A 20,050-nucleotide genomic window follows, 5' to 3' on the forward strand; every position below is an offset into this window, starting at 1 on the left:
CGAACTTAGGAATGCGATGAAGGCACGCACCACATTTACGGCGAGACTGCGGCGGAAGAGTTTCCTGGTCCGCACGCTGGGCGCGGCGACCGTCGGCGCCCTGGCGTGGGTCGCCCTGACGGCCGGTGTTCCCGGCGGTTCCGACCCCGTCTCCGGGGCGGCCACGTCGGTCGCGGACGAGGCTCCCGGGTACGCGGTCGAGGACTTCGCGTACCCGAACGCGGACAAGATCCTGGCCGAGCAGAACATCGTCCTCAAGCGCGGCGACGGCCACATCACGCTCGCCGACTGCGCGAGCGGCACCGGGCTGCTGGAGGTCTGGGCCCGCGAGCAGACCGACAAGATCTGCTTCCGGGTCGTGGGCAACTCCGGCTGGCTGACCCTGGAGATCCCCTCGGTCTACGCCGTCAAGGGCAACGACTACACCACCGAGGTCGACATGACCGTCGGTACGGAGGAGAAGTCCTTCGACATCGAGAAGAACACCTGGACCGCCGTCGGCGAGGCCGCGGACGAGCAGGGCCGCGAACACATGCTCGTCGAGATCAGGACCTCCAAGTAGTGCGCAGCCACGTCCACTCGCCGGACCAGCCACCAAGGAAACAGTCACCCATGCGACACACCAGACCCGTGCGCCTGGCCGCACTGACCGCAGCCCTGGTCACCGCACCCCTCGCGCTGAGCGCCGTACCGGCCCACCCCGTCAGCGGCACCGCCGCGTCCGACGCCACCTACGCCTACACCGCCCGCCTCGACATCGGCGACGGGACGCGGGCCTGCTCGGGCACCCTCGTCCATGCCGAGTGGCTGCTCACGGCGACCAGTTGCTTCGCCGACAACCCGGCCGCCGACCTCACCGTGCCCACCGGCGCCCCGAAGCTGAAGACGACCGCGACCATCGGCCGCACCGACCTCACCACCACCGCCGGCCAGGTCCTCCAGGTCGTGGAACTGGTCCCGCGCACCGACCGCGACCTGGTCCTCGCCCGTCTCTCCCGGCCGGTCACCACCGCCACCCCGGTGGCCCTGGCCAGCACCGCGCCCACGGCCGGGGAGGAACTGCGCGTCGCCGGATACGGCCGTACGAAGGACGAGTGGGCCCCGCTGAAGCTGCACACCGGTGCCTTCTCGGTGGACGCCTCCGACGCGACCACCGCGACCGTGACCGGCAAGGACGGCGCCGCCGTCTGCCTGGGAGACGCCGGGGGCCCCGCGGTCCGGGTGACGAACGGTCAGGCCACCCTGGTCGCCGTCAACAGCCGTTCCTGGCAGGGTGGTTGCCTCGGCAGCGAGGCCAACGAGACCCGCACCGGAGGCGTCGCCACCCGCGTCGACGACCTGGGCGCCTGGGTCGCCGCCAAGGCAGCCGAGACCCGCGTGACCGACTTCAACTGCGACGCCGCCGAGGACGTCGCGGTCGGCGACCCGAAGGCGTCCGTGGCCGGCCTGTCCGAAGCCGGCCTGGTCAAGGTCGTCTACGGCGCGGCCAAGGGCAGCGAGACCCTCCACCAGGACCTGTCCTACGTACCCGGTGGCGCCGAGGCGGACGACGAGTTCGGCGGTGTGCTGGCCGTCGTCGACTACGACGAGGACGGCTGCACCGACCTGGCCGTGGGCACCCCCCTGGAGGACGTCGACACGACGGCGGACGCCGGCTGGGTGACCGTCCTCTACGGCTCCCCGGACGGACTGGGTCATGGCAAGGCCGCCCTCAACCTCCAGCAGGGCACCGGCACGGGCGCCATCAGCGAGCGCGCGTCCGAGGCGGGCGACCACATGGGGGCCGCCCTGGCCGCCGGACGGACGGCCACCGGTGAGCCGTACCTGCTGATCGGCGCGCCCGGCAAGAACCTGAAGGGGTACGTCGACGCCGGCCTCGTCTACTATCTGCGCGGGTCCGCCAGCGCCTCCTTCCACCAGGACTCCCCCGGTGTGGTGGGCGTCATCAGCGCGGGCGACGAGTTCGGTGCCGCCGTCGCGGGCTCGCCGAACCACATCGCGGTCGGTTCGCCGGGCGAGACGGTCGGCACCAGCGCCGATGCCGGCATGGTGGCGGTCCTGAAGCACGAACTGAACGCGGACGGCATCCCCACCCCGGTGGCGAGCGTCAACCAGGACACCGACGGCGTCAGCGACGCGGGCGAGGCCGGCGACCGGTTCGGCTCGTCGCTCTCGATGGTCGCGTACCGCCCCTCCGGCGCCTCCGCCGCGACCGACTCCGTCCTCGCGGTCGGCACGCCCGGCGAGACGCTCTGGGTGGGCACCACCTCCTTCGCGCAGGCCGGGCAGGTGACCACGCTCCGGGTGACCGGGGCCGGCGCGGTCAGTGAACTGGCCACGATCCACCAGGGAACGGAGGGCGTGAACGGCGCCTCGGCGGCCGGTGACGGCTTCGGTACGCAGGTGGCCGCCGCGAACACCGCGCCGGGCTCGGTCGGCACGGCCTCGACGATGCTGCTTGCGGTCGGCGTACCCGGCAAGGACATCGGTACGGCGACGGACGCCGGCATCGTGCAGACCTTCTCGCTCCTGGGCGCACCGGGCGACTCCGACCACTGGATCGAGGCGGGCAACGGCCGCGGCTTGCCCGGCACTCCGGCCGCGTCGCAGCTCGTGGGCAAGTACCTGAACGCCACCGGCACGCATCTGTGGATCGGCATGCCGCACGGCCCGGCCGAGCGCGGCGCGATCCACGGCCTGCCGTGGTCGAACGCCATGGGCGGCACGGGCGCGACGGTGACGACGTACCAGCCCGGCCTCAACGGCCTGGCCCTGACGGGCAAGGCCTTCGGGATGGCGATCCGCTGACCCGCCGGCTCCACGGGCACGACGGGCCCCGGGGGGACTTCCTCCGGGGCCCATGCCAGTAGCGTGCGTGCGTCATTGTCGTGAGCGGGAACAGATGGGCGGGACCGATGAGGGGGACGGGAATGAGGGGAACCGGGCTGAGGCGCCGGATCCGAAGAACGGTGCTTCGGGCGCTGGGAGTGAGCCTGCTGGTGTCACTGGCGCTGTCGGCCCCGCAGGGCACGGCCGAACCGGGCCCGATCGAGTCGGCCGCAGCCGCGGCCGCTGATGCGGGTTCGTTCGCCGAGTCCGAGCTGTGGGACTCGACCGACGCCGACGGGTACGCCAGCTTCCATGTGCAGGGCCTGACGGTGATCCCCGCAGGAACCGTGCCGCCCGCCGGGGACGGGCAGGCGCTGGCCGAGGACGTCGTCCTCACGTTCGCCGAGGGCCGACCCGAGAAGAGCGATGCGGGACCGAAGGATCTGGTCGTCCGCCGCAGTGTGGACGCGGGGCGTACCTGGTCGGCGAGTGTGCCCGTGGTCCCGACGGATCCGGACCACAGCTGGGGCAACCCGACACCGGTGGTGGACGAACAGACGGGCCGGGTGTGCCTGTTCTACAAGGGGTCCGGCGGGACCATCTTCGTCAAGCGGAGCGACGACGCCGGAGCCAGCTGGTCGGCCCCCGAGGAACTGACCTCGTTGTTCTCCTCGGCCCCGAACCCGTACGGCTGGACGCTGAACTCCCCGAGCCCCGGCCACGGGATCCAGCTGCGGAACGGCCGACTGCTGATACCCGTCCAACACCGCGCTCCCGACCCCGACCCCGACTACGGCATCGACATGCTGTACAGCGACGCCCACGGCGATCCCGGTTCATGGCGGCGCAGTGCCCGGGTGCCGGTGTCCGTCTCGTACCCGGTCAACGAGAGCCGCGTCTACGAACGCGGGGACGGAGCGATCGTCCTCAACGGCCGGTGGGGCTCGGGCGGTACCCGCTACCGCATCACCGCGACGAGTACGGACGGCGGCGAGAGCTGGTCCGCACCCGTGATCGATGGCTCTACCGGACAGTTCGTCTCGGTGGACGCGAGCGTGCTCCAGTACAGTCGCGACCCGGTCGACCGGGTGCTGTTCAGCCGGCCGGACGCCTCGGCCCGGGAGAACATGACCGTTTCGGTCTCGTACGACCAAGGGGCGAGCTACCGCTACAGCCGGGTGATCAATCCGGGCGCGTCCTACTACTCGGACCTCGCCCGGTTGTCCGACGGCACGATCCTGCTGGTCTACGGCCGGGACGGCGCCGACTACACGTACCCCGAGCGCGTCTCGATCGCCCGGTTCGACCTCGAGTGGCTGACCAAGGGGCGCGACAGCCTTGCCACCGGTCCCGGACTCTCCCGGCACGAGTACGAACTGGCCACCGCACAGGCCCGTACCGACACGGGTGCCGCGGCGCCGGTCGTGTCCGACGCCAACGCGCGGGGCGGCAGGACGCTGAGGTACACGGCTCCGGAGGTCGGCGACTACGTCGATGTCCCCTTCGACGTCACGGCGGCGGGCACGTACGAGGTGGCCGTCCGGCTTCAGCGCCGCGCAGACGCAGGACAGCTCCGCGCGAGCATCGACGGCACAGCGCTCAGCCAGGGTCTGATCGACCCGACGGCGACGGTGGGCGAGGGCTACCAGCTCTACCGCCTGGGTACGGTCCCGCTGGCCGCCGGAAGCCACTCGATCCGGTTCGCCCTGGCCGGCCAGGGGCACGGCGGCGGCAGCGTCGTCACCGCCGACCAGTTGCTCCTGACCTCCGGCGGACACCCCTCCGACGCCCCGAAGGCAGTGGCGGACAACGACTTCGGCGGCGGCTTCGAGGTGGTGTCGGGCACCTGGCCCCGGGTGGAGAAGGCCGCCGGGGAGTACGGGCAGAGCCACCGCACGCATGCCGCGGGGACCGGCACCGCGAAGGTGCGGTTCCGGCCGGATGTGCCGATGAGCGGTGTGTACGAGGTCTCCGCCTGGTTCCCGCCCGGGACCGGCCGGGCATCCAACGCCTCCTACGTGATCCGCCACGCCGAGGGCCAGAGCACGGTCGCGGTGGACCAGCGGTCCGAGGGGGGACGATGGGTACGGCTCGGCGACTTCGCGTTCTCCGGCGGTGGCGGGGGCACGATCGAACTCACGGATGCCGCTGACGGGACGGTCGCCGCCGACGCCGTACGTCTCGCCTACCGGGGCGCCGTCGCGGACAACGACTCGGCCGAGTTCGACACCGTCTCGGGCGAGTGGAACAACGCGAGCGGAGTCGCCGGGTATTACGGCCCGAACTACCGCACCCGGCCCGCCGGTACGGGCAGCGCCGTCGTGCGCTGGCGGCTGGACGTACCGGCCGACGGGGCGTACGACGTGGCCGTCCGGTACACCGCTCACACCAACCGGGCGTCGAACGCCCCCTACGTCGTCAACCACGCCGACGGCTCCACCGTGATACCCGTCGACCAGCGCGAACGCGGAGGCCAATGGGTGTCCCTTGGCAACTTCCGGTTCACACCCGGACAACCGGCCACCATCGAACTCTCCGACGCGGCCGACGGATACGTCGTCGCCGACGCCGTACGCACCACGCACCACGGTGTCGTCGCCGACAACGACGACGCCTCGCGCTATGAGGTGGTGTCGGGCGAGTGGAACAAGGCGACGGGAGTCGCCGGGTCCTACGGTCCGACCTACCGCACCCGGCCCGCCGGCACGGGCGGCTCGGTCGTGCGCTGGCGGCTGGAGGTGCCGACGAGCGGGAGGTACGAGGTAGCCGTCTGGTTCACCGCTCACACCAACCGGGCGTCGAACGCCCCCTACGTCGTCAACCACGCCGACGGCTCCACCGTGATACCCGTCGACCAGCGCGAACGCGGAGGCCAATGGGTGTCCCTCGGCAGCTTCCGGTTCACACCCGGACAACCGGCCACCGTCGAACTCTCCGACGCGGCCGACGGATACGTCGTCGCCGACGCCGTACGCCTCATCGAGTAACCGGCCCGGGAAGGCATCCACGACGGAGCGGTGCAGCAGAACACCGGCTGTGGTCAGGTGCCCTGGGACGCCTTGGGGCGCAGCATCAGCGCCGCCATCACCGCCGTACCGACCAGCACCGCCGTCGCGATCACCGCGACGACGGTGAAGCCGTGGTCGTACGCCTGGCGGGCCGCAGTGAGGACGGCGTCGGCGGTGGCCGGCGGGAGGTGCGCGACGACGTCCTCGGCGGCGGAGAAGGACTCCTCGGCGTGGGCCCGGTCCCCGGCGCTCAGGCCCGGCACCTCGGGCAGGCCGGTGCGGTAGACGAGGGTCAGCGCGGTGCCGAGGACGGCGACACCGAGGCCCGCGCCGAGTTCGGAAGAAGAAGGCGGGCCTGCTGTTCTCGGGCACGTCCCCGGACGGCAAGCTGGTGGAGTACGTGGAGTACCCGCGCGACGTCCACCCCTACCTGGTCGCGGCCCGGTCCCACCCGGAGCTGCGCTCCCGGCCGACCCGCCCGCACCCGCTGTTCGCGGGGCTGGTGAAGGCGATGGTGGAGCGGGTGAGGGGTGAGGTGTTCCATGAGACGGGCCCTCTGACGCTGTGCCCCGAGGCGAGCGCTCTGTAAAGCAGCTGCCGGACTCTCCCGTGCCCGTCACCAGGGTGCGGCCGTCGGGGCGGAACGACGCCGTCGTGACCTCCGGCCCGCCCTCGGTGATCCGGGCTGTCGGGCACCCTGGTTACCGTGTACCTGTTCACGAGCAGCGAGGGTGGTCCCGACATGGAGGGTGGAAGCACGGCTTGACGTGTGATACAAGATCGTCGCCGCGAGCCGCGAGCCGCGAGCCGCGAGCCGCGAGCCGCGAGCCGCGAGCCGCGAGCCGCGAGCCGCGAGCCGCGAGCCGCGAGCCGCGAGCCGCGAGCCGCGAGCCGCGAGCCGCGAGCCGCGAGCCGCGAGCCGCTGACCGGCTGGAGGAGCGGGTTTGTTAGAGGTGGGTGCCTTGTCCGGTAGCCGGCCTCTTCGCGTGCCCATAGGGCACGACGCCCACCGGTGGAGCACCTTCCACGGCGAACGAACCCTCGTCGTGGCCGCCCGTACGGTCACTTCGACCGTACGCGTCCTCGAATCGCTCCCGGCGCTGCTGCGCGGCGACCACCGTGTCACCGTCGTCTTCGCGCACGACCCCACCTCGGCCTTCGACTCCGGCGTCCTCGCCCTCCTGCACGACGCCGGATGCCGCGTCATGCCATGGGAGCAGCTGGCAGAGGCGGCCCCGGATCTCATCCTGTCCGCCAGCGAGAACATCGACGTACCGGAGGGCGACTGCCCCGTCCTCGTGCTGCCGCACGGCGTGGGGTTCCAGAAGCTCGTCCCGGACTCGCGCGGCCCGCACGAACGACTGTCCGGCGTCGTCCCGGACTCGCTGCTCGAATCCGGCCGGGCCTGGCTGGCCGTCTCCCATCCGTCGCAGGAGGAGCAGCTGCTCGCCACCCACCCGAAGGCCACGGGACGCACTCTCCTGGTGGGCGATCCCTGTCTCGACGAGCTGCTGAGCAGCGGGCCGATGAGACCGGCCTATCGGGAGGCACTGGGTGTCCGGGAGGACCAGAAGCTGGTCATGGTGAGCTCGACCTGGGGACCGACCTCCCTCCTGGGGACGCAGCCGGACCTCCCCGCCCGCCTCCTCGCCCAGCTCCCCTACGACGACTACAAGGTCGGCGCGATCGTCCACCCCAACGTCTGGTCGGCGCACGGCTCCTGGCAGCTGCGCACGTTGCAGGCTGCCGCGCTGGACGCCGGGCTGCTGCTGATGCCGGCCGTGCACGCCTGGCGCCCGGCCCTCGTCGCGGCCGATGTCCTGGTCGGCGACCACGGATCGGTCAGCCTGTACGGCGCGTCCCTGGGTACGCCGCTGCTGCTCGCCGCGTTCGGCGCCGACGCGGTGTCGGGCACGGCCGCCCACGCGATGGCGGACCTGGCACCCCGGCTCGACCCACGCGGAGACCTGCACGAGCAGATCGAGGACGCCGTACGCGAGCACACACCCGAGCGCTATACGCCGGTCGCCGCGCGGGCCTTCGCCGAACCGGGCCATGCCCTCGCCCGCCTGCGCACCGCCCTCTACCGCCTGCTCCAGCTCGCCGAGCCCGCCACAGAGCAACCGCACCCCCTCGCCGTACCCCTGCCCGTGCCGCCCACCACCCAAGTCACCTCCTGGCGGGTGACCACCGAGGTCGGCAAGGACGACGGCGGGCCTACTGTCGCCGTACGGCGGGTCCCGGCCGCCGTAGCCGGATACGCCGGTGAGGCTCCCGACGGTCCCACTCTCTTCTCCCACCTCGCCTGCACGGACGACGAACGCGACGGACGGGTGGCCGCGAGCGCCTCGGCGATCGTCCGGCGCCGGACGGACCCGACGACCGCCGGTGCGCTGCGCTGGGTCCGGGACACGCTCGCACGGCTGCCGGGAAGTCTCCTGGCCGTGTCAGCCGTACGAGGACATGCCTGTCTGGCTGGGCTCCGGGACGGCCGGGTCGTGGAGGTGACCGCCACGGGAGAACCCCGGGACCCGGGGGTGTTGGCCTCGGTCGTCTACGCCGCCCTTCGCGCGGGCCTCCCGATGGACGGCTCCTATGTCACGGTACGGACCGGTGATCTGCGGGCCCAGGACGTCGTCCTGCGGCTCCGCCCGGACGGCGCCCGGCGAACCTACCGGGGCCCTCGGTGATCGGTTTCTGGCCCCTCTGCCGCGTCCAACTCCTGAATCCGGCCATGTAGTTCACCCGCCACCGGATTGCCGTCGCGCTCATAGATCTCCAGCGCCTCGGCGAGGTGGTCCCGCACCACGTCCGTGCCGGCACCGGTCCGCTGCGCGATGTCGGCGAGTCCCACCAGGGCTTCGGCCGCGTAGTGCATCGCGTCGCGTTCCCGCAGGATCCCGACCGCTTCCTTCAGGTCACGGTCCGCTTCCTGCGTGTCGCCCAGGCGATCACGTACGAGGCCGATGGCGGCCAGCGCCCGGGCCGCCATCCGCACGTCCGGCTCCTCGTCGGCCAGCAGGTCGTGGTGAGCTCGGCGCAGTACCGCCAGCGCCTCGGTGTGGTCCCCGTCGGCTGACAGCGCGCTGCCGAGGAAGGCACGGGCGATGGCCGCTCCTCGTGTTTCCCCGGCCTGTTCGTTGAGGGCGAGAGAATGCCGGTACGCGGCCACCGCGTTCTCGGGGTCGTGCCGGTCCAGGTACCGGCCCTGGAACTCCAGGACCGAGGCACGCAGTACGAGGTCGTCGACCGTCTCGGCGAGCCGAAGTGCCTGCTCCAGCTGGGTGCGCGCCTCGTCGTGCCGGTCCAGGTCCATCAGGGGACGGGAAAGCAGGCTGCGCAGCCGGGCCTCGGCCGCCTCTCCGGCCATCCGGTCCGGGTCCGCCGCGGCGGCCTGCGCGCCCAACTCCAGCGCCTCCCGCCAGATCTCGAGATACCGGCGGTGGAAGAACAGGGCGGTGAATGCCTCGGCCAGCTGCCAGACCAGGGTGTGCCGGCCGTGCCGGGAAGCGGCGCGCAGGACGCCCAGGATGGCGGCGCGCTCAGTGTCCAGCCAGATGAGCGGCGCCGGACCGCCGGGGGCGGCGAAGGGGTCGTTGGCTTCGCGGAGCAGTACGGACAGGTCGGCGATCCGCTTTCTCTTCTTCTTGATCGCCCGGTCGGCGAACGCGCTGAGGACGAGGTAGTGCGTACCCACCCGCCCGATCAGCTCCGCTTCCCCGGTCGCGGGCTCCTCCCGGTCCGCACACTCCCGGGCATGCAGCCGGATCAGGTCGTGCATGACGTAGCGACCGTCCGCCTCCCGCTGCACGAGCCCCGCACCCGCGAGTACGCGGAGCAGCCGCTTGACCACCCGCGTGTCGACGTCGGCGGCGACGGAGGCCACCCCGGCGTCGAAACGGCCGGTCGGCAGCCAGCCGAGGAGGCGGTAGAGGCGGGCCGCGTCGGGCGGCAGGAGCCGGTAGGAAGGACCCAGTGCGGTGGACACGGACAGCTCCTCGGTAGGCAGGGACAGTCCGGCCAGCCGGTCCGTCTCGTCGGACAGTTCCTCCACCAGCTCGGCCGTGGTCAGACCCTCCTCGGTCCTGAGCCGGGCCGCCACGATCCGCAGGGCGATGGGCAGACCGCCGCACAGCTTCACCAGCTGCCCGGCGGCCACCCGATCGGCGTCCACAGCTCTCGGGCACATGTGTGCCAGCAGGGCCAGACCACCGTGATCGTCGAGCGGCTTGAGGCTGACCGGTGTCGCGTCGTCCCGAGCCACGAGTTCGCCCAGCGTCCTGTGCGACGTGACCAGCACCCCGCTGCCGGGCCCCTGCGGGATGAGCGCGCGAACGTGTGCGGGTTCAGTCACGTCGTCGAGTACGAGCAGGATGCGCCGACCGGCGGTCCAGGACCGCAACTCGTTGGTACGCGCCTCGATGGTCCGCGGAATGTCGTTTTCACCGACGCCGAGCGCACTCAGGCAGATGGCCAGCGCCTCACCCAGATCGATGGTGTCCCTCCCAACCACGGGCGTCCGTGCCGACTGGTCGCGCAGCCCGGCGAGGGAGACGTAGAACTGGCCGTCGGGATAGCGGTCCTGAACCGTCTCCGCGAACCGGAGGGCCGTCGCGGTCTTCCCGACGCCCGAAACCCCCGACACCACCACGAGGTCGACGCGGTCGGAGCCGGCCCGGGCAGCGGGGAACGCTTGGCTGAGTTCGTGGATCTGCTCGTCCCTGTTGACGAACGTGTACGTCCGGGCGGGCAGTTGGTTCGGCCGCGGTCGTGTCCCCGCCGATACCGATACCGGCGCCGGAACGGTGAAGGTGATGTCACCGTGGATGTGCGCGCCCTGGAAGGACGGGCCGTGATGCGTGCCACCGCTGACCGAGCTGACGTAAGTGACCGGCGCGTCCGGCGCCAGTTCGCTGATGAGCCGCGCCAGTTCCCCTGCGGCTTCCGCATCGTCCTGCAGAACGCCGAGGAGACGTTCACGCAGACGTTCCTCGACCCGCCCGGCGGCCCGTACATCTCCGTCCTCGCGGGCATGCGCCAACTCCTCGCCCGCAGCTTCAAGTTCGCCCTGTACGTTCTCGTCCCCGCCGCGACGCCGGAACCACCGGGCGAGTCTCAGCTTGGCCTGCTCCCACGACTCCGTCACCATCAGCCCGGTCAGAGCTGTCACCGCCGTCGCCGCGAGTGCCGTCAACTCGGCTTCCACTGAGCCCCCTTCGTGCCCCGATACCCCTTGCAGGGCGGTCGGGTCCAACCGTAAGGAGATCTTGGCCGCTTGCCCAGTGACACCCCGTCTGCTCGCCCTTCGCCGACGCGGCTCAGTGCGGGATTCCCCCCTTCGCCGGTGCCGAAGGTGACGCCGGAGCAGGAGAGGACTGAGGGCTCGCCCTCCGAGCCGGCCTCACTCACCGCAATCGAGCAGACACGATCCGATCCGAACCCGTGCACAAGCTCACCTGGTACCGGGCCGCCTTGGAATCCGGCGCTGCCCGGCTACCATCGCCCGATTGCTCGGGCTACGCCTGACCTACGACCACGAAACACGGATGGCGTCGACCGAAACCCGGCCGACGCCATCCGTGTGCGCAAAGAGTGTGTCCGAGGGGGGACTTGAACCCCCACGCCCGATAAAGGGCACTAGCACCTCAAGCTAGCGCGTCTGCCATTCCGCCACCCGGACTAGGTGTCTGTCGCCGTCGGGAGTGCTCCCCGCAGCGACACGAACAACAATACCAAGCTTTCAGAGTGCCTTTCACCTGCATATCTCTCACCACGGGCAACGGGACGGTGACCGTACGCCCACCCGGCTACCGCTCCCGCTGGTGGTACGTCTTCCGGGTGTGTTCCGTGTGGGCCCGCATGACCTCCGTGGCCCGAGGTCCGTCGCCGTCCGCGATCGCCGCGATCAGTTCGCGGTGCTCGATCCACGACTGGCGGCCACGCTGACGGGCGACCGGCGTGTAGTACCAGCGGACCCGACGGTCCACCTGCGCGGCCAGCTCCGCGAGGACCGTGTTGCCCGCGAGTTCCATGACCTTCGCATGGAGCCGGGCGTTCATGGCGACCGCGCCGTCCACGTCGTCGGCGGCGACCGCGCGCTCGCCCTCCTCGCACATGTCCTCCAGCACGGTGATGGCCGCGGCACCCGCGTTGGCCGCGGCGAGGCGGGCCGCCTCGGCCTCCAACAGGGTGCGGACGGTGAGGAGTTGGTCGGCCTCCTCCTCCGTCGGCTCGTGCACGAAGGCACCCTGGGCCGGCCGCAGGTCGGCCCAGCCCTCGGTGCTGAGCCGTTGGAGCGCCTCGCGGACGGGTTGGCGGGAGACCCCGAGGTGTCCGGCGAGTTCGCTCTCGACGAGGTGCTGGCCGGGTTGCAGGGCGCGGGTGGTGATCAGTTCGAGCAGCGCCTCGTACACCCGGTCACGGAGCGGACCGGGACGTTCGAGCTTCGGTACCGCGCCCTGCGGCAGTCCTGTCGTCGACAGCATGACGGCCCCTCCTCCGCAGCGTCGTCGCCACATGTGAGAGCCCAGTATGAATTGGCTTTCGCCTACAGTCTACGGCGCACAAACGACCGGAAACCCAGCTCACGCGGCCCCGGGTGGCCGTCCGGGCGCCGTCCCGGACCCTTGCCGCCACCACTTCCATCCTGTAGACAATATTTCGTCGACAGTTCTCGACAGTTCCGCGGTACACCCTCGACCGAACGGAGCGCCACCCAGTGAAAGTCGCCATCCTCGGCGCCGGAGCCATCGGCGCCTATGTCGGCGCCGCCCTGCACCAAGCAGGCGCCGACGTCCATCTCGTCGCCCGTGGACCGCACCTCGCGGCCATGAGGCAACACGGCGTACGGGTTCTCAGCCCCCGCGGTGACTTCACCGCGCATGCCCACGCCACCGACAACCCCGCCGACATCGGTCCCGTCGACCATGTCTTCCTCGGGCTCAAGGCCAACTCGTACGCGGCGTGCGGGCCGCTCATCGAGCCGCTGCTCCACGAGTCCACCGCTGTCATCGCCGCCCAGAACGGCATTCCGTGGTGGTATTTCCACCGCCACGGCGGACCCCACGACGGCCACCGTGTCGAGAGTGTGGACCCCGGCGGCACGGTCAGTGCCGTACTCGCGCCGGAACGGGCCATCGGCTGTGTCGTGTATGCGGCGACGGAGCTGGAAGGGCCGGGCGTCGTCAGGCACTTGGAGGGCACCCGGTTCTCGATCGGCGAACCGGACCGCTCCCTCTCCCCTCGCTGCCACGCCTTCAGCGAGGCCATGCGGGCCGGCGGACTCAAGTGCCCCGTCGAGCCCGATCTGCGCAACGACATCTGGCTCAAGCTGCTCGGCAACATCTCCTTCAACCCGATCAGCGCCCTCGCGCGCGCCACGATGCGCCAGATGTGCCATCACGGCGGCACCCGTCAGGTCATCCAGACCATGATGGAAGAGACCCTGGCCGTCGCCGAGGCCCTCAACTGCCGTGTCGGCATCTCCATCGAGCGCCGCCTCGCCGGCGCCGAGAAGGTGGGCGACCACCGCACCTCCACCCTCCAGGACCTCGAACGCGGGAAACCCCTCGAACTCGACGTCCTCCTGACCGCCGTCATCGAACTCGCCGACATCACAGGCGTCGATGTCCCCACCCTGCGGACCGTCCATGCCATCAGCGATCTCCTCGCACTCGGGACCGCCGCATGATGCCGGAGTAGTCGAGCCACGGCCCACGACGGCGGGGCCCCTGGCGGCGGGGAGCGCCCCCTGCGCCGCGGGGGTCCCGCCTCTGTTCGGGAGCGCGAGCCCTTTCAGGCGGTATGTATTCTGTATACCATCCGTCTGCATACTGTCGGCCAGTATGCGTTCGCTATCCAACTGCCCCTGCACGGAGGCGACATGGAAGATCTGCATCCCGAGGTGGTGCTGGGAATGGCCGCCCAGGCACCCGACGGCATAGTGATCATCGACGGCGAAGGGCTGATCCGCTTCTGGAACCGGGGCGCGGAGCGCATCTTCGGGTTCTCGGCGGGCGACGTGGACGGCCGAAGTCTGGACGTCATCATCCCGGAGCGGCACCGCAAGCGGCACTGGGACGGCTTCCAGGAGGCCATGGACCGGGGGACGACCAAGTACGGCGACGCGGATCTCCTGAACGTGCCCGCGCTGGCGGCGGACGGCCGCAAGCTGTCCATCGAGTTCAGCGTGGCCCTGTTGCCGGGCCCCGACGGCAGCACGTACGTCGGGGCGGTCATCCGGGACGTCACCGCGCGGCGCGAGCGGGAGCGGGAGTTGATCCGACGGCGGGCCGAGGCCGAGAACAAGGCGACGGTCTGAGGCGTCACCGGACACGTGGAAGCGGCCGTGGCCTTCGGGCCACGGCCGCTTCCACGTCATCCGCCCACTGGACGATCTAGACGATGACCCCGCTCTCCTTCAGCCGGCCGATGGTCTCCTCGTCGTAGCCCAGCTCGACCAGGACCTCGGAGCTGTGCTCGCCCAGCAGCGGGGCGCCGGCGATGTCCGGCTTGAAGGAGGAGAACTTCACCGGGCTGCCCACGGTCAGGTAGGTGCCGCGGCCCTTCTGCTCGACCTCGACGACCGTGCCGCTCTTACGCAGGTCCTCGTCGTAGGCCAACTCCTTCATGCTCATGACCGGAGCGCAGGGCACCTCCCACTCGCGCAGGATGTTCACCGCCTCGTACTTGGTCTTGTCCGCGAGCCACTTCTCGATCTCCTCGAAGATCTCGAAGATGTGCGACTGACGGGCGCGCGCGGTGGCGTACTCCGGGTCCTCGGCCCACTCGGGGCGGCCGATCACCTCGGCGGTGCGCTTCCAGTTCTGTTCCTGGACGGTGAAGTAGATGTACGCGTTCGGGTCGGTCTCCCAGCCCTTGCACTTGAGCACCCAGCCGGGCTGCCCGCCGCCGCCCGCGTTGCCGCCACGCGGTACGACGTCGGTGAACTCCCCGTTGGGGTACTGCGGGTACTCCTCCAGATAGCCGACCCGCTCCAGGCGCTGCTGGTCGCGCAGCTTGACGCGGCAGAGGTTGAGCACGGCGTCCTGCATGGAGACGGAGACCTTCTGCCCCTTGCCCGTCCTGTTGCGGTCGATGATCGCCGTGAGGATGCCGATCGCCAGGTGCATCCCGGTGTTGGTATCGCCGAGGGCGCCACCGGAGATGGTCGGCGGGCCGTCCCAGAAGCCGGTGGTGGAGGCGGCGCCGCCCGCGCACTGGGCGACGTTCTCGTAGACCTTGAGGTCGTTCCACGAGGAGTCGTCGTTGAAGCCCTTGACCGAGCCGAAGATCAGCCGCGGGTTGAGTTCCTGGATGCGCTCCCACGTCAGGCCCATCCGGTCCAGGGCGCCCGGGGCGAAGTTCTCCACCAGCACGTCGGCGTCGGTGATGAGCTTCTCCAACACCTCAAGTCCCTCAGGGGTCTTGGTGTTGATGGCAAGGGAGCGCTTGTTGCTGTTGAGCATCGTGAAATACAGCGCGTCGAGGTCCTCGATGTCCCGCAGCTGCTTCCGGGTGACGTCGCCGCCGTTGGGGCGCTCCACCTTCAGGACGTCGGCGCCGAACCAGGCGAGCAACTGTGTGCAGGCGGGGCCGGCCTGGACCCCGGTGAAGTCGATCACCTTGATTCCGGCGAGCGGCTTTTCACTCATGTCTGCTTCCTTTTCGTGAAGTTGCGTGGTCACTTCTTGGCCGACGTGATGTTGCCGACGGTGATGCCCTTGGGGTTGAGGTGTGAGATGTGGCCGCTCTCGGTGCCGGCCGAGGGGTCGATCACGCAGTCGATGAGCGCCGGTCCGCCCGAGGCCAGCGCCTCGGTGAGGGCGGCGGTGACCTCGGCGGGCGTGGTCGCGCGGTAGCCCTTGCCGCCGAACGCCTCGATCAACAGGTCGTGGCGGGCCGCGCCCATGAGGGTCGTCGGCGAGGGAGTGTCGTCGTACGGGTTGGTGTCGTCACCCCGGTAGACCCCGCCGTTGTTCATGATCACGGTGACGACGGGCAGCTGGTAGCGGCAGATCGTCTCGATCTCGATCCCACTGAACCCGAAGGCGCTGTCGCCCTCGACGGCGACGACCGGTGCACCGCTCTCGACGGCGGCGGCGATGGCATACCCCATACCGATACCCATGACGCCCCAGGTGCCGCTGTCGAGGCGGTGGCGCGGTACGTGCATGTCGATGACGTTGCGCGCGATGTCCAGGGCGTTGGCACCCTCGTTGACGATGTACGTCTCCGGGCGCGCGCGCACGACGTCGCGTACGGCCTTCAGGGCGCCCATGAACTGCATGGGATGCGGGTCGGCCTCCAGACGCTTGGCCATCTTGGCGACGTTCTGCGCCGAGCGGGCGCCCAGTTCCTCGCGCCAGGCCGAAGGGGCCGCGATCTGGCCGGGCTTGGTGCGTTCGGCGAGGGCGTCGAGGACCGACTCGATGTCGCCGACGAGGGGGGCTGCGATGGGCTGATTGCTGTCCATCTCCTTGGGGTCGATGTCGATCTGGACGAACTTGGCGTCGGGGTTCCACCCCGTCTGGCCGTGCCCCAGCAGCCAGTTGAGGCGGGCGCCGATCAGCATCACGACGTCGGCCTTCTTCAGCGCGAGGGAACGCGCGGTGGCCGCCGACTGCGGGTGGTCGTCGGGCAGCAGGCCCTTGGCCATCGACATCGGTACGTACGGGATGCCCGTCGACTCGATGAACTCCCTTACCTTGGCGTCGGCTTGGGCGTACGCGGCGCCCTTGCCGAGTACCACCAGCGGGCGTTCGGCGGAGGCCAGCAGCTCGATCGCCCGGTCCACCGCCTCCGGGGCCGGGAGTTGGCGGGGCGCTGGGTCGACCAGGCGGCTCAGCGTCTTCGCGCCCTCCTCGGCGGGCATGATGGAGCCGAGCACCGCGGCCGGGATGTCGAGGTAGACGCCGCCGGGGCGCCCGGAGATCGCGGTGCGCAGCGCGCGGGCTATGCCGCGGCCGATGTCCTCCACGCGGCTGACCCGGTAGGCGGCCTTCACGAAGGGCTGCGCGGCGGCGAGTTGGTCCATCTCCTCGTAGTCGCCCTGCTTGAGGTCGACGAGGTGGCGCTCGCTGGAGCCGGAGATCTGCACCATCGGGAAGCAGTTGGTGGTCGCGTTCGCCAGCGCGACCAGGCCGTTGAGGAAGCCGGGTGCCGACACGGTCAGTGCCACGCCGGGCTTCTTGGTGAGGTAGCCGGCCGCCGCCGCCGCGTGTCCGGCGTTGCTCTCGTGCCGGAAGCCGATGTAGCGGATGCCCTGGGCCTGGGCGAGACGGGCCAGATCGGTGATCGGGATGCCGACCACTCCGTAGATGGTGTCGACGTCGTTCATCTTGAGCGCGTCGACGACCAGATGGTACCCGTCGGTGAGCTCGGTCGGAACGTCGGCTGCTGCCGCGGTCTCCAGTGGCGAGGGAGCGGTCATGGTCCGAGGTCCTCCTTGGGCAGGTCCTGCCGGAGCGGCTACTCCTCTCACCATCCGCAGCACCCCGGGCCGCGTCCAAGACCCATCGGCGACCAGCCGATAAACAGCGTCTATCGACCGCTGGCGCGGGGTCGCCAACTCCCTTGATAGACAGCTGCTATCGGCCGTTCACGAGCGCGTATTGGACGCCGATCGCAGGTCACCGCAGGCTCGCAGAGGACTGTTCTGTCAGAACTGGCGTGAGGGGGTGGGGTCATGGCCGTTCCGGCCGCGGCATCCGTGCGCGACGCCGACCGGTGCCGGCCTCCGACGGTCACGGGCCTCGCCGACCTCCTCGACCGACAGGTACGTGAACGCCCGTACGCCCGGGCCCTCGTGGTCTCCGATGACCGGGTGCACCTGTCCTACCGGGGGCTCGCCGCGCTGGCCGATGACGTGGCAACGCGACTCGTCCGTACGGGGCTGGGGCGCGGTGACGCGGTGGGGCTCATCTGCGCCAACACCGCTGAGTTCGTTGTTGGGTTGCTCGGTGCGGCGCGGGCTGGTGTGGTGGTCGCTCCACTGGATCCGACGCTGCCTGTGGTCCAACTCTCCGCACAGTTGGCGGCGTTGGGGGCACGGGCGGTTCTCGTCGGTCCTTCGATGAACGGGGCCGTACTGCCGGTCCCGGTGTGGCCGCTGCGGGTGGACGTCTCACGGGCGGGCACGGCGTCGGTCACGCTCGACACCGGTGCCGTCCCCGAAGTGCGAGGTGCGGCAGGCGAGTTGTCGGACCGTGACGCCCTCGTCCTGTGCACTGCGGGGACCACCGACCGAGCCAAGATGGTCCCACTGACCCATGCCAATGTGGCCGCGTCGGTCCAAGGTGTGTGTGCCACCTATGAGTTGGGCCCCTGTGACGCGACGGTCGCGGTGATGCCGTTCTTCCACGGCCACGGGCTGTTCGCGGCGCTGTTGGCATCCCTGGCCAGCGGGGGCTGCGTACTGCTGCCCGAGCGGGGGCGGTTCTCGGCGGGCACGTTCTGGGACGACATGCGGGCGGTGAACGCCACTTGGTTCACCGCGGTGCCTGCTATCCACGAGATCCTGCTCGACCGTTCGGAGCGCGAATACCCGGGGCCGCAGGCACCTCCCCTGAAGTTCGTACGGAGTTGCAGCGCGCCCCTCAACACGGCAACGCAGCGCGCGCTGGAGCGCACGTTCGGCGCGCCGCTGCTGTCCGCGTACGGGATGACCGAGTCCTCGCACCAGGCGACCAGTGAACCCCTGCCCGAGCGGGGGGAGTTGAAGCAGGGGTCGGTCGGGCGGCCGACCGGGGTCGAGGTGCGGGTCGTCGACCGGAGCGGGCGGGTGTGTCCGGTGGGCGTCGAGGGCGAGGTGTGGGTGCACGGTCCGACCGTCGCCCGGGGCTATCTCGCCGACCGGGACGGGACGGAGTACACCTTTGTCGACGGGTGGCTGCGCACCGGTGATCTGGGCGCGCTGGACGAGGACGGGTATCTGTCGCTGACCGGGCGGATCAAGAACCTCATCAACCGGGGCGGGGAGAAGATCGCGCCCGAGCATGTCGAGGACATCCTCGCCGGGTGCCCAGGTGTCGCCGAGGCGGCCGTGTTCGGCGTACCGGACGCGGTGTACGGGCAGCGGGTCGGTGCCGTCGTGGTGGTGCACGAGGGTGAGAGCGTCGGGCCCGCCGAGATTCTGCGGTACTGCCGTGACCGGCTGGCCGTGTTGGAGGTGCCGGACCGGATCGAGCTGGTCGCAGCCCTGCCGTACACCGCCAAGGGGGGACTGGACCGGAAGGCGGTACAGGCCCGGTACGCGCCCTGACGGCTGGGCTCAGCGCACGCGGGGTTCGGCCGTCGGCAGCGGGCGGGCGAAGAAGTCGTCCAGGGACAGGCCCGTGGCGGCGTTGACGAACGCGCGGGCGGCGACCGAGCCGGGGGTGGCCGCGTGGATCGCCACCGAGACCTGGGCGCCGGCCTCGGGGTCGACCAGGGGCAGGGCTCTCGTCCTACCGACGACCGGCATGGCGCGCAGCCAGGTGTGCGGGACGATGCTCGCCCAACCGCCGCCGCCCACATGGGCGTAGAGGGAGGCGATGGAGTCCGTCTCGACCTGCGGGGTCACCACGAACCCCTTCTCCGCGAACACGGTGTCTACAATCTGCCGGATCCGCATGTCGGGCGTCAGCAGAGCGAGGGGCAGTTGGGCGGCGTCCGCCCAGGTCACGGTGGCGGACTGGGCGACGAGTTGGTCGTCCGAGACCAGCAGCATGTACCGCTCCTGGTAGAGGGGGACGACCTGCAGGCCCTCCTGGTCGTCCGGGTCGAAGTGGGCGATCGCCACGTCCAGCTCGAAGTCCCGTAGCTGGCGGTGGAGTTCCTTGGTCGACAGCCGGGACCGCACCTGCACCTTGGCCAGCGGGTGCGCCGCGCAGAAGGCGGCGACGGGCAGCGCGAGGGTCGTGGACGCCGTGGGGTCCGTCCCGAGGTGCAGCGTGCCCGTGATGCCGGACTGTACGGCGGCCACCTCGGCCTTGAACGCGTCCTGTTCGGCGAGGATGCGCTTGGCCCAGACGACGAGCCGTTCGCCTTCCGGGGTGAGGCCCTGGTAGTTGTGCCCGCGGTTGATGAGCGTGACGTTCAACTCCCGCTCCAGCTTGGCGATCGCAGCCGAGAGCGCCGGCTGGGACACGTAGCAGGACTCCGCCGCGCGGGCGAAGTGCCGTTCCCTCGCCACCGCCACGAAGTACTCCAGCTGCCGGAACAGCATGAACGAC

13 protein-coding genes, 1 tRNA gene and 1 pseudogene are annotated in these 20,050 nt (G+C 70.6%); 8 read left to right on the forward strand and 7 right to left on the reverse strand.

Features of this window, described 5'->3' with window-relative positions:
• Positions 1–16 precede the first annotated feature (16 nt).
• From LUX31_RS06340 to LUX31_RS06350, 3 genes are all read left to right on the forward strand, one after another.
• Positions 17–562 carry a hypothetical protein gene (locus tag LUX31_RS06340; protein ID WP_235473764.1) on the forward strand — a complete coding sequence of 182 codons (546 nt, stop codon included), beginning with the start codon at positions 17–19 and terminating at the stop codon, positions 560–562.
• Between the two features lie 50 nt (positions 563–612).
• Positions 613–2,808, forward strand: coding sequence for a trypsin-like serine protease (locus LUX31_RS06345; RefSeq protein WP_235473765.1), 2,196 nt, complete (start codon positions 613–615; stop codon positions 2,806–2,808).
• 179 nt (positions 2,809–2,987) lie between these two features.
• The gene (locus LUX31_RS06350) at positions 2,988–5,816 is read left to right on the forward strand and encodes a golvesin C-terminal-like domain-containing protein (RefSeq protein ID WP_235473766.1); all 2,829 of its coding nucleotides are present in this window, start codon (positions 2,988–2,990) and stop codon (positions 5,814–5,816) included.
• Between the two features lie 53 nt (positions 5,817–5,869).
• Here LUX31_RS06350 and LUX31_RS06355 read toward each other — a convergent pair whose 3' ends face one another.
• Positions 5,870–6,100: a hypothetical protein gene (locus LUX31_RS06355; RefSeq protein ID WP_235473768.1), complete on the reverse strand. Its 231-nt coding sequence runs from the start codon at positions 6,098–6,100 to the stop codon at positions 5,870–5,872.
• A 77-nt stretch (positions 6,101–6,177) separates the two neighbouring features.
• On the opposite strand from LUX31_RS06355, the pseudogene LUX31_RS06360 reads away from it, so the two are divergent.
• Both LUX31_RS06360 and LUX31_RS06365 read left to right on the forward strand, forming a co-directional pair.
• A pseudogene (locus LUX31_RS06360) lies at positions 6,178–6,426 on the forward strand (hypothetical protein); the annotation flags it as partial.
• Between the two features lie 397 nt (positions 6,427–6,823).
• On the forward strand, positions 6,824–8,527 hold the full coding sequence (locus LUX31_RS06365) for a hypothetical protein (RefSeq protein ID WP_235473770.1): 1,704 nt from the start codon (positions 6,824–6,826) through the stop codon (positions 8,525–8,527).
• Here LUX31_RS06365 and LUX31_RS06370 read toward each other — a convergent pair.
• From LUX31_RS06370 to LUX31_RS06380, 3 genes are all read right to left on the reverse strand, one after another.
• Positions 8,509–11,043, reverse strand: coding sequence for a tetratricopeptide repeat protein (locus LUX31_RS06370; RefSeq protein WP_235473771.1), 2,535 nt, complete (start codon positions 11,041–11,043; stop codon positions 8,509–8,511). The two genes, LUX31_RS06365 and LUX31_RS06370, sit on opposite strands and share 19 nt — an antisense overlap.
• A gap of 389 nt (positions 11,044–11,432) precedes the next feature.
• A tRNA-Leu gene (locus LUX31_RS06375) sits at positions 11,433–11,517 on the reverse strand.
• A 127-nt stretch (positions 11,518–11,644) separates the two neighbouring features.
• The gene (locus LUX31_RS06380) at positions 11,645–12,319 is read right to left on the reverse strand and encodes a GntR family transcriptional regulator (RefSeq protein WP_443046043.1); all 675 of its coding nucleotides are present in this window, start codon (positions 12,317–12,319) and stop codon (positions 11,645–11,647) included.
• Positions 12,320–12,555: 236 nt separating this feature from the next.
• On the opposite strand from LUX31_RS06380, the gene LUX31_RS06385 reads away from it, so the two are divergent.
• Both LUX31_RS06385 and LUX31_RS06390 read left to right on the forward strand, forming a co-directional pair.
• A complete protein-coding gene (locus tag LUX31_RS06385) occupies positions 12,556–13,527 on the forward strand; it encodes a 2-dehydropantoate 2-reductase (protein ID WP_235473774.1) in 972 nt (323 codons plus the stop codon).
• Positions 13,528–13,719: 192 nt separating this feature from the next.
• Entirely contained in the window at positions 13,720–14,157 is a 438-nt protein-coding gene (locus tag LUX31_RS06390; RefSeq protein WP_235473776.1) for a PAS domain S-box protein, read from the forward strand.
• Positions 14,158–14,233: 76 nt separating this feature from the next.
• Here LUX31_RS06390 and frc read toward each other — a convergent pair whose 3' ends face one another.
• Positions 14,234–15,490, reverse strand: a complete 1,257-nt coding sequence (gene frc / locus LUX31_RS06395; RefSeq protein WP_235473778.1) for a formyl-CoA transferase — start codon at positions 15,488–15,490, stop codon at positions 14,234–14,236.
• Positions 15,491–15,519: 29 nt separating this feature from the next.
• Positions 15,520–17,268, reverse strand: a complete 1,749-nt coding sequence (gene oxc, locus LUX31_RS06400) for an oxalyl-CoA decarboxylase (protein WP_235473779.1) — start codon at positions 17,266–17,268, stop codon at positions 15,520–15,522.
• Positions 17,269–17,523: 255 nt separating this feature from the next.
• Between oxc and LUX31_RS06405 the strand changes: the two genes are divergently transcribed.
• Positions 17,524–19,098: a FadD7 family fatty acid--CoA ligase gene (locus LUX31_RS06405; protein WP_235473781.1), complete on the forward strand. Its 1,575-nt coding sequence runs from the start codon at positions 17,524–17,526 to the stop codon at positions 19,096–19,098.
• A 9-nt stretch (positions 19,099–19,107) separates the two neighbouring features.
• Here the strand turns inward: LUX31_RS06405 and LUX31_RS06410 are convergent, their stop codons facing one another.
• A complete protein-coding gene (locus tag LUX31_RS06410) occupies positions 19,108–20,043 on the reverse strand; it encodes a LysR family transcriptional regulator (protein ID WP_235473782.1) in 936 nt (311 codons plus the stop codon).
• Positions 20,044–20,050 lie beyond the last annotated feature (7 nt).

Source organism: Streptomyces sp. GQFP (genome assembly GCF_021545335.1).
Classification (GTDB): domain Bacteria; phylum Actinomycetota; class Actinomycetes; order Streptomycetales; family Streptomycetaceae; genus Streptomyces.

Excerpts from the sequence above, each read along its gene's own strand:
- LUX31_RS06340 (WP_235473764.1), top strand. The coding sequence starts at position 17 with ATGAAGGCACGCACCACATTTACGGCGAGACTGCGGCGGAAGAGTTTC.
- LUX31_RS06410 (WP_235473782.1), bottom strand. The coding sequence starts at position 20,043 with ATGCTGTTCCGGCAGCTGGAGTACTTCGTGGCGGTGGCGAGGGAACGG.
- LUX31_RS06405 (WP_235473781.1), top strand. The coding sequence starts at position 17,524 with ATGGCCGTTCCGGCCGCGGCATCCGTGCGCGACGCCGACCGGTGCCGG.
- LUX31_RS06390 (WP_235473776.1), top strand. The coding sequence starts at position 13,720 with ATGGAAGATCTGCATCCCGAGGTGGTGCTGGGAATGGCCGCCCAGGCA.
- LUX31_RS06345 (WP_235473765.1), top strand. The coding sequence starts at position 613 with ATGCGACACACCAGACCCGTGCGCCTGGCCGCACTGACCGCAGCCCTG.
- oxc (WP_235473779.1), bottom strand. The coding sequence starts at position 17,268 with ATGACCGCTCCCTCGCCACTGGAGACCGCGGCAGCAGCCGACGTTCCG.
- frc (WP_235473778.1), bottom strand. The coding sequence starts at position 15,490 with ATGAGTGAAAAGCCGCTCGCCGGAATCAAGGTGATCGACTTCACCGGG.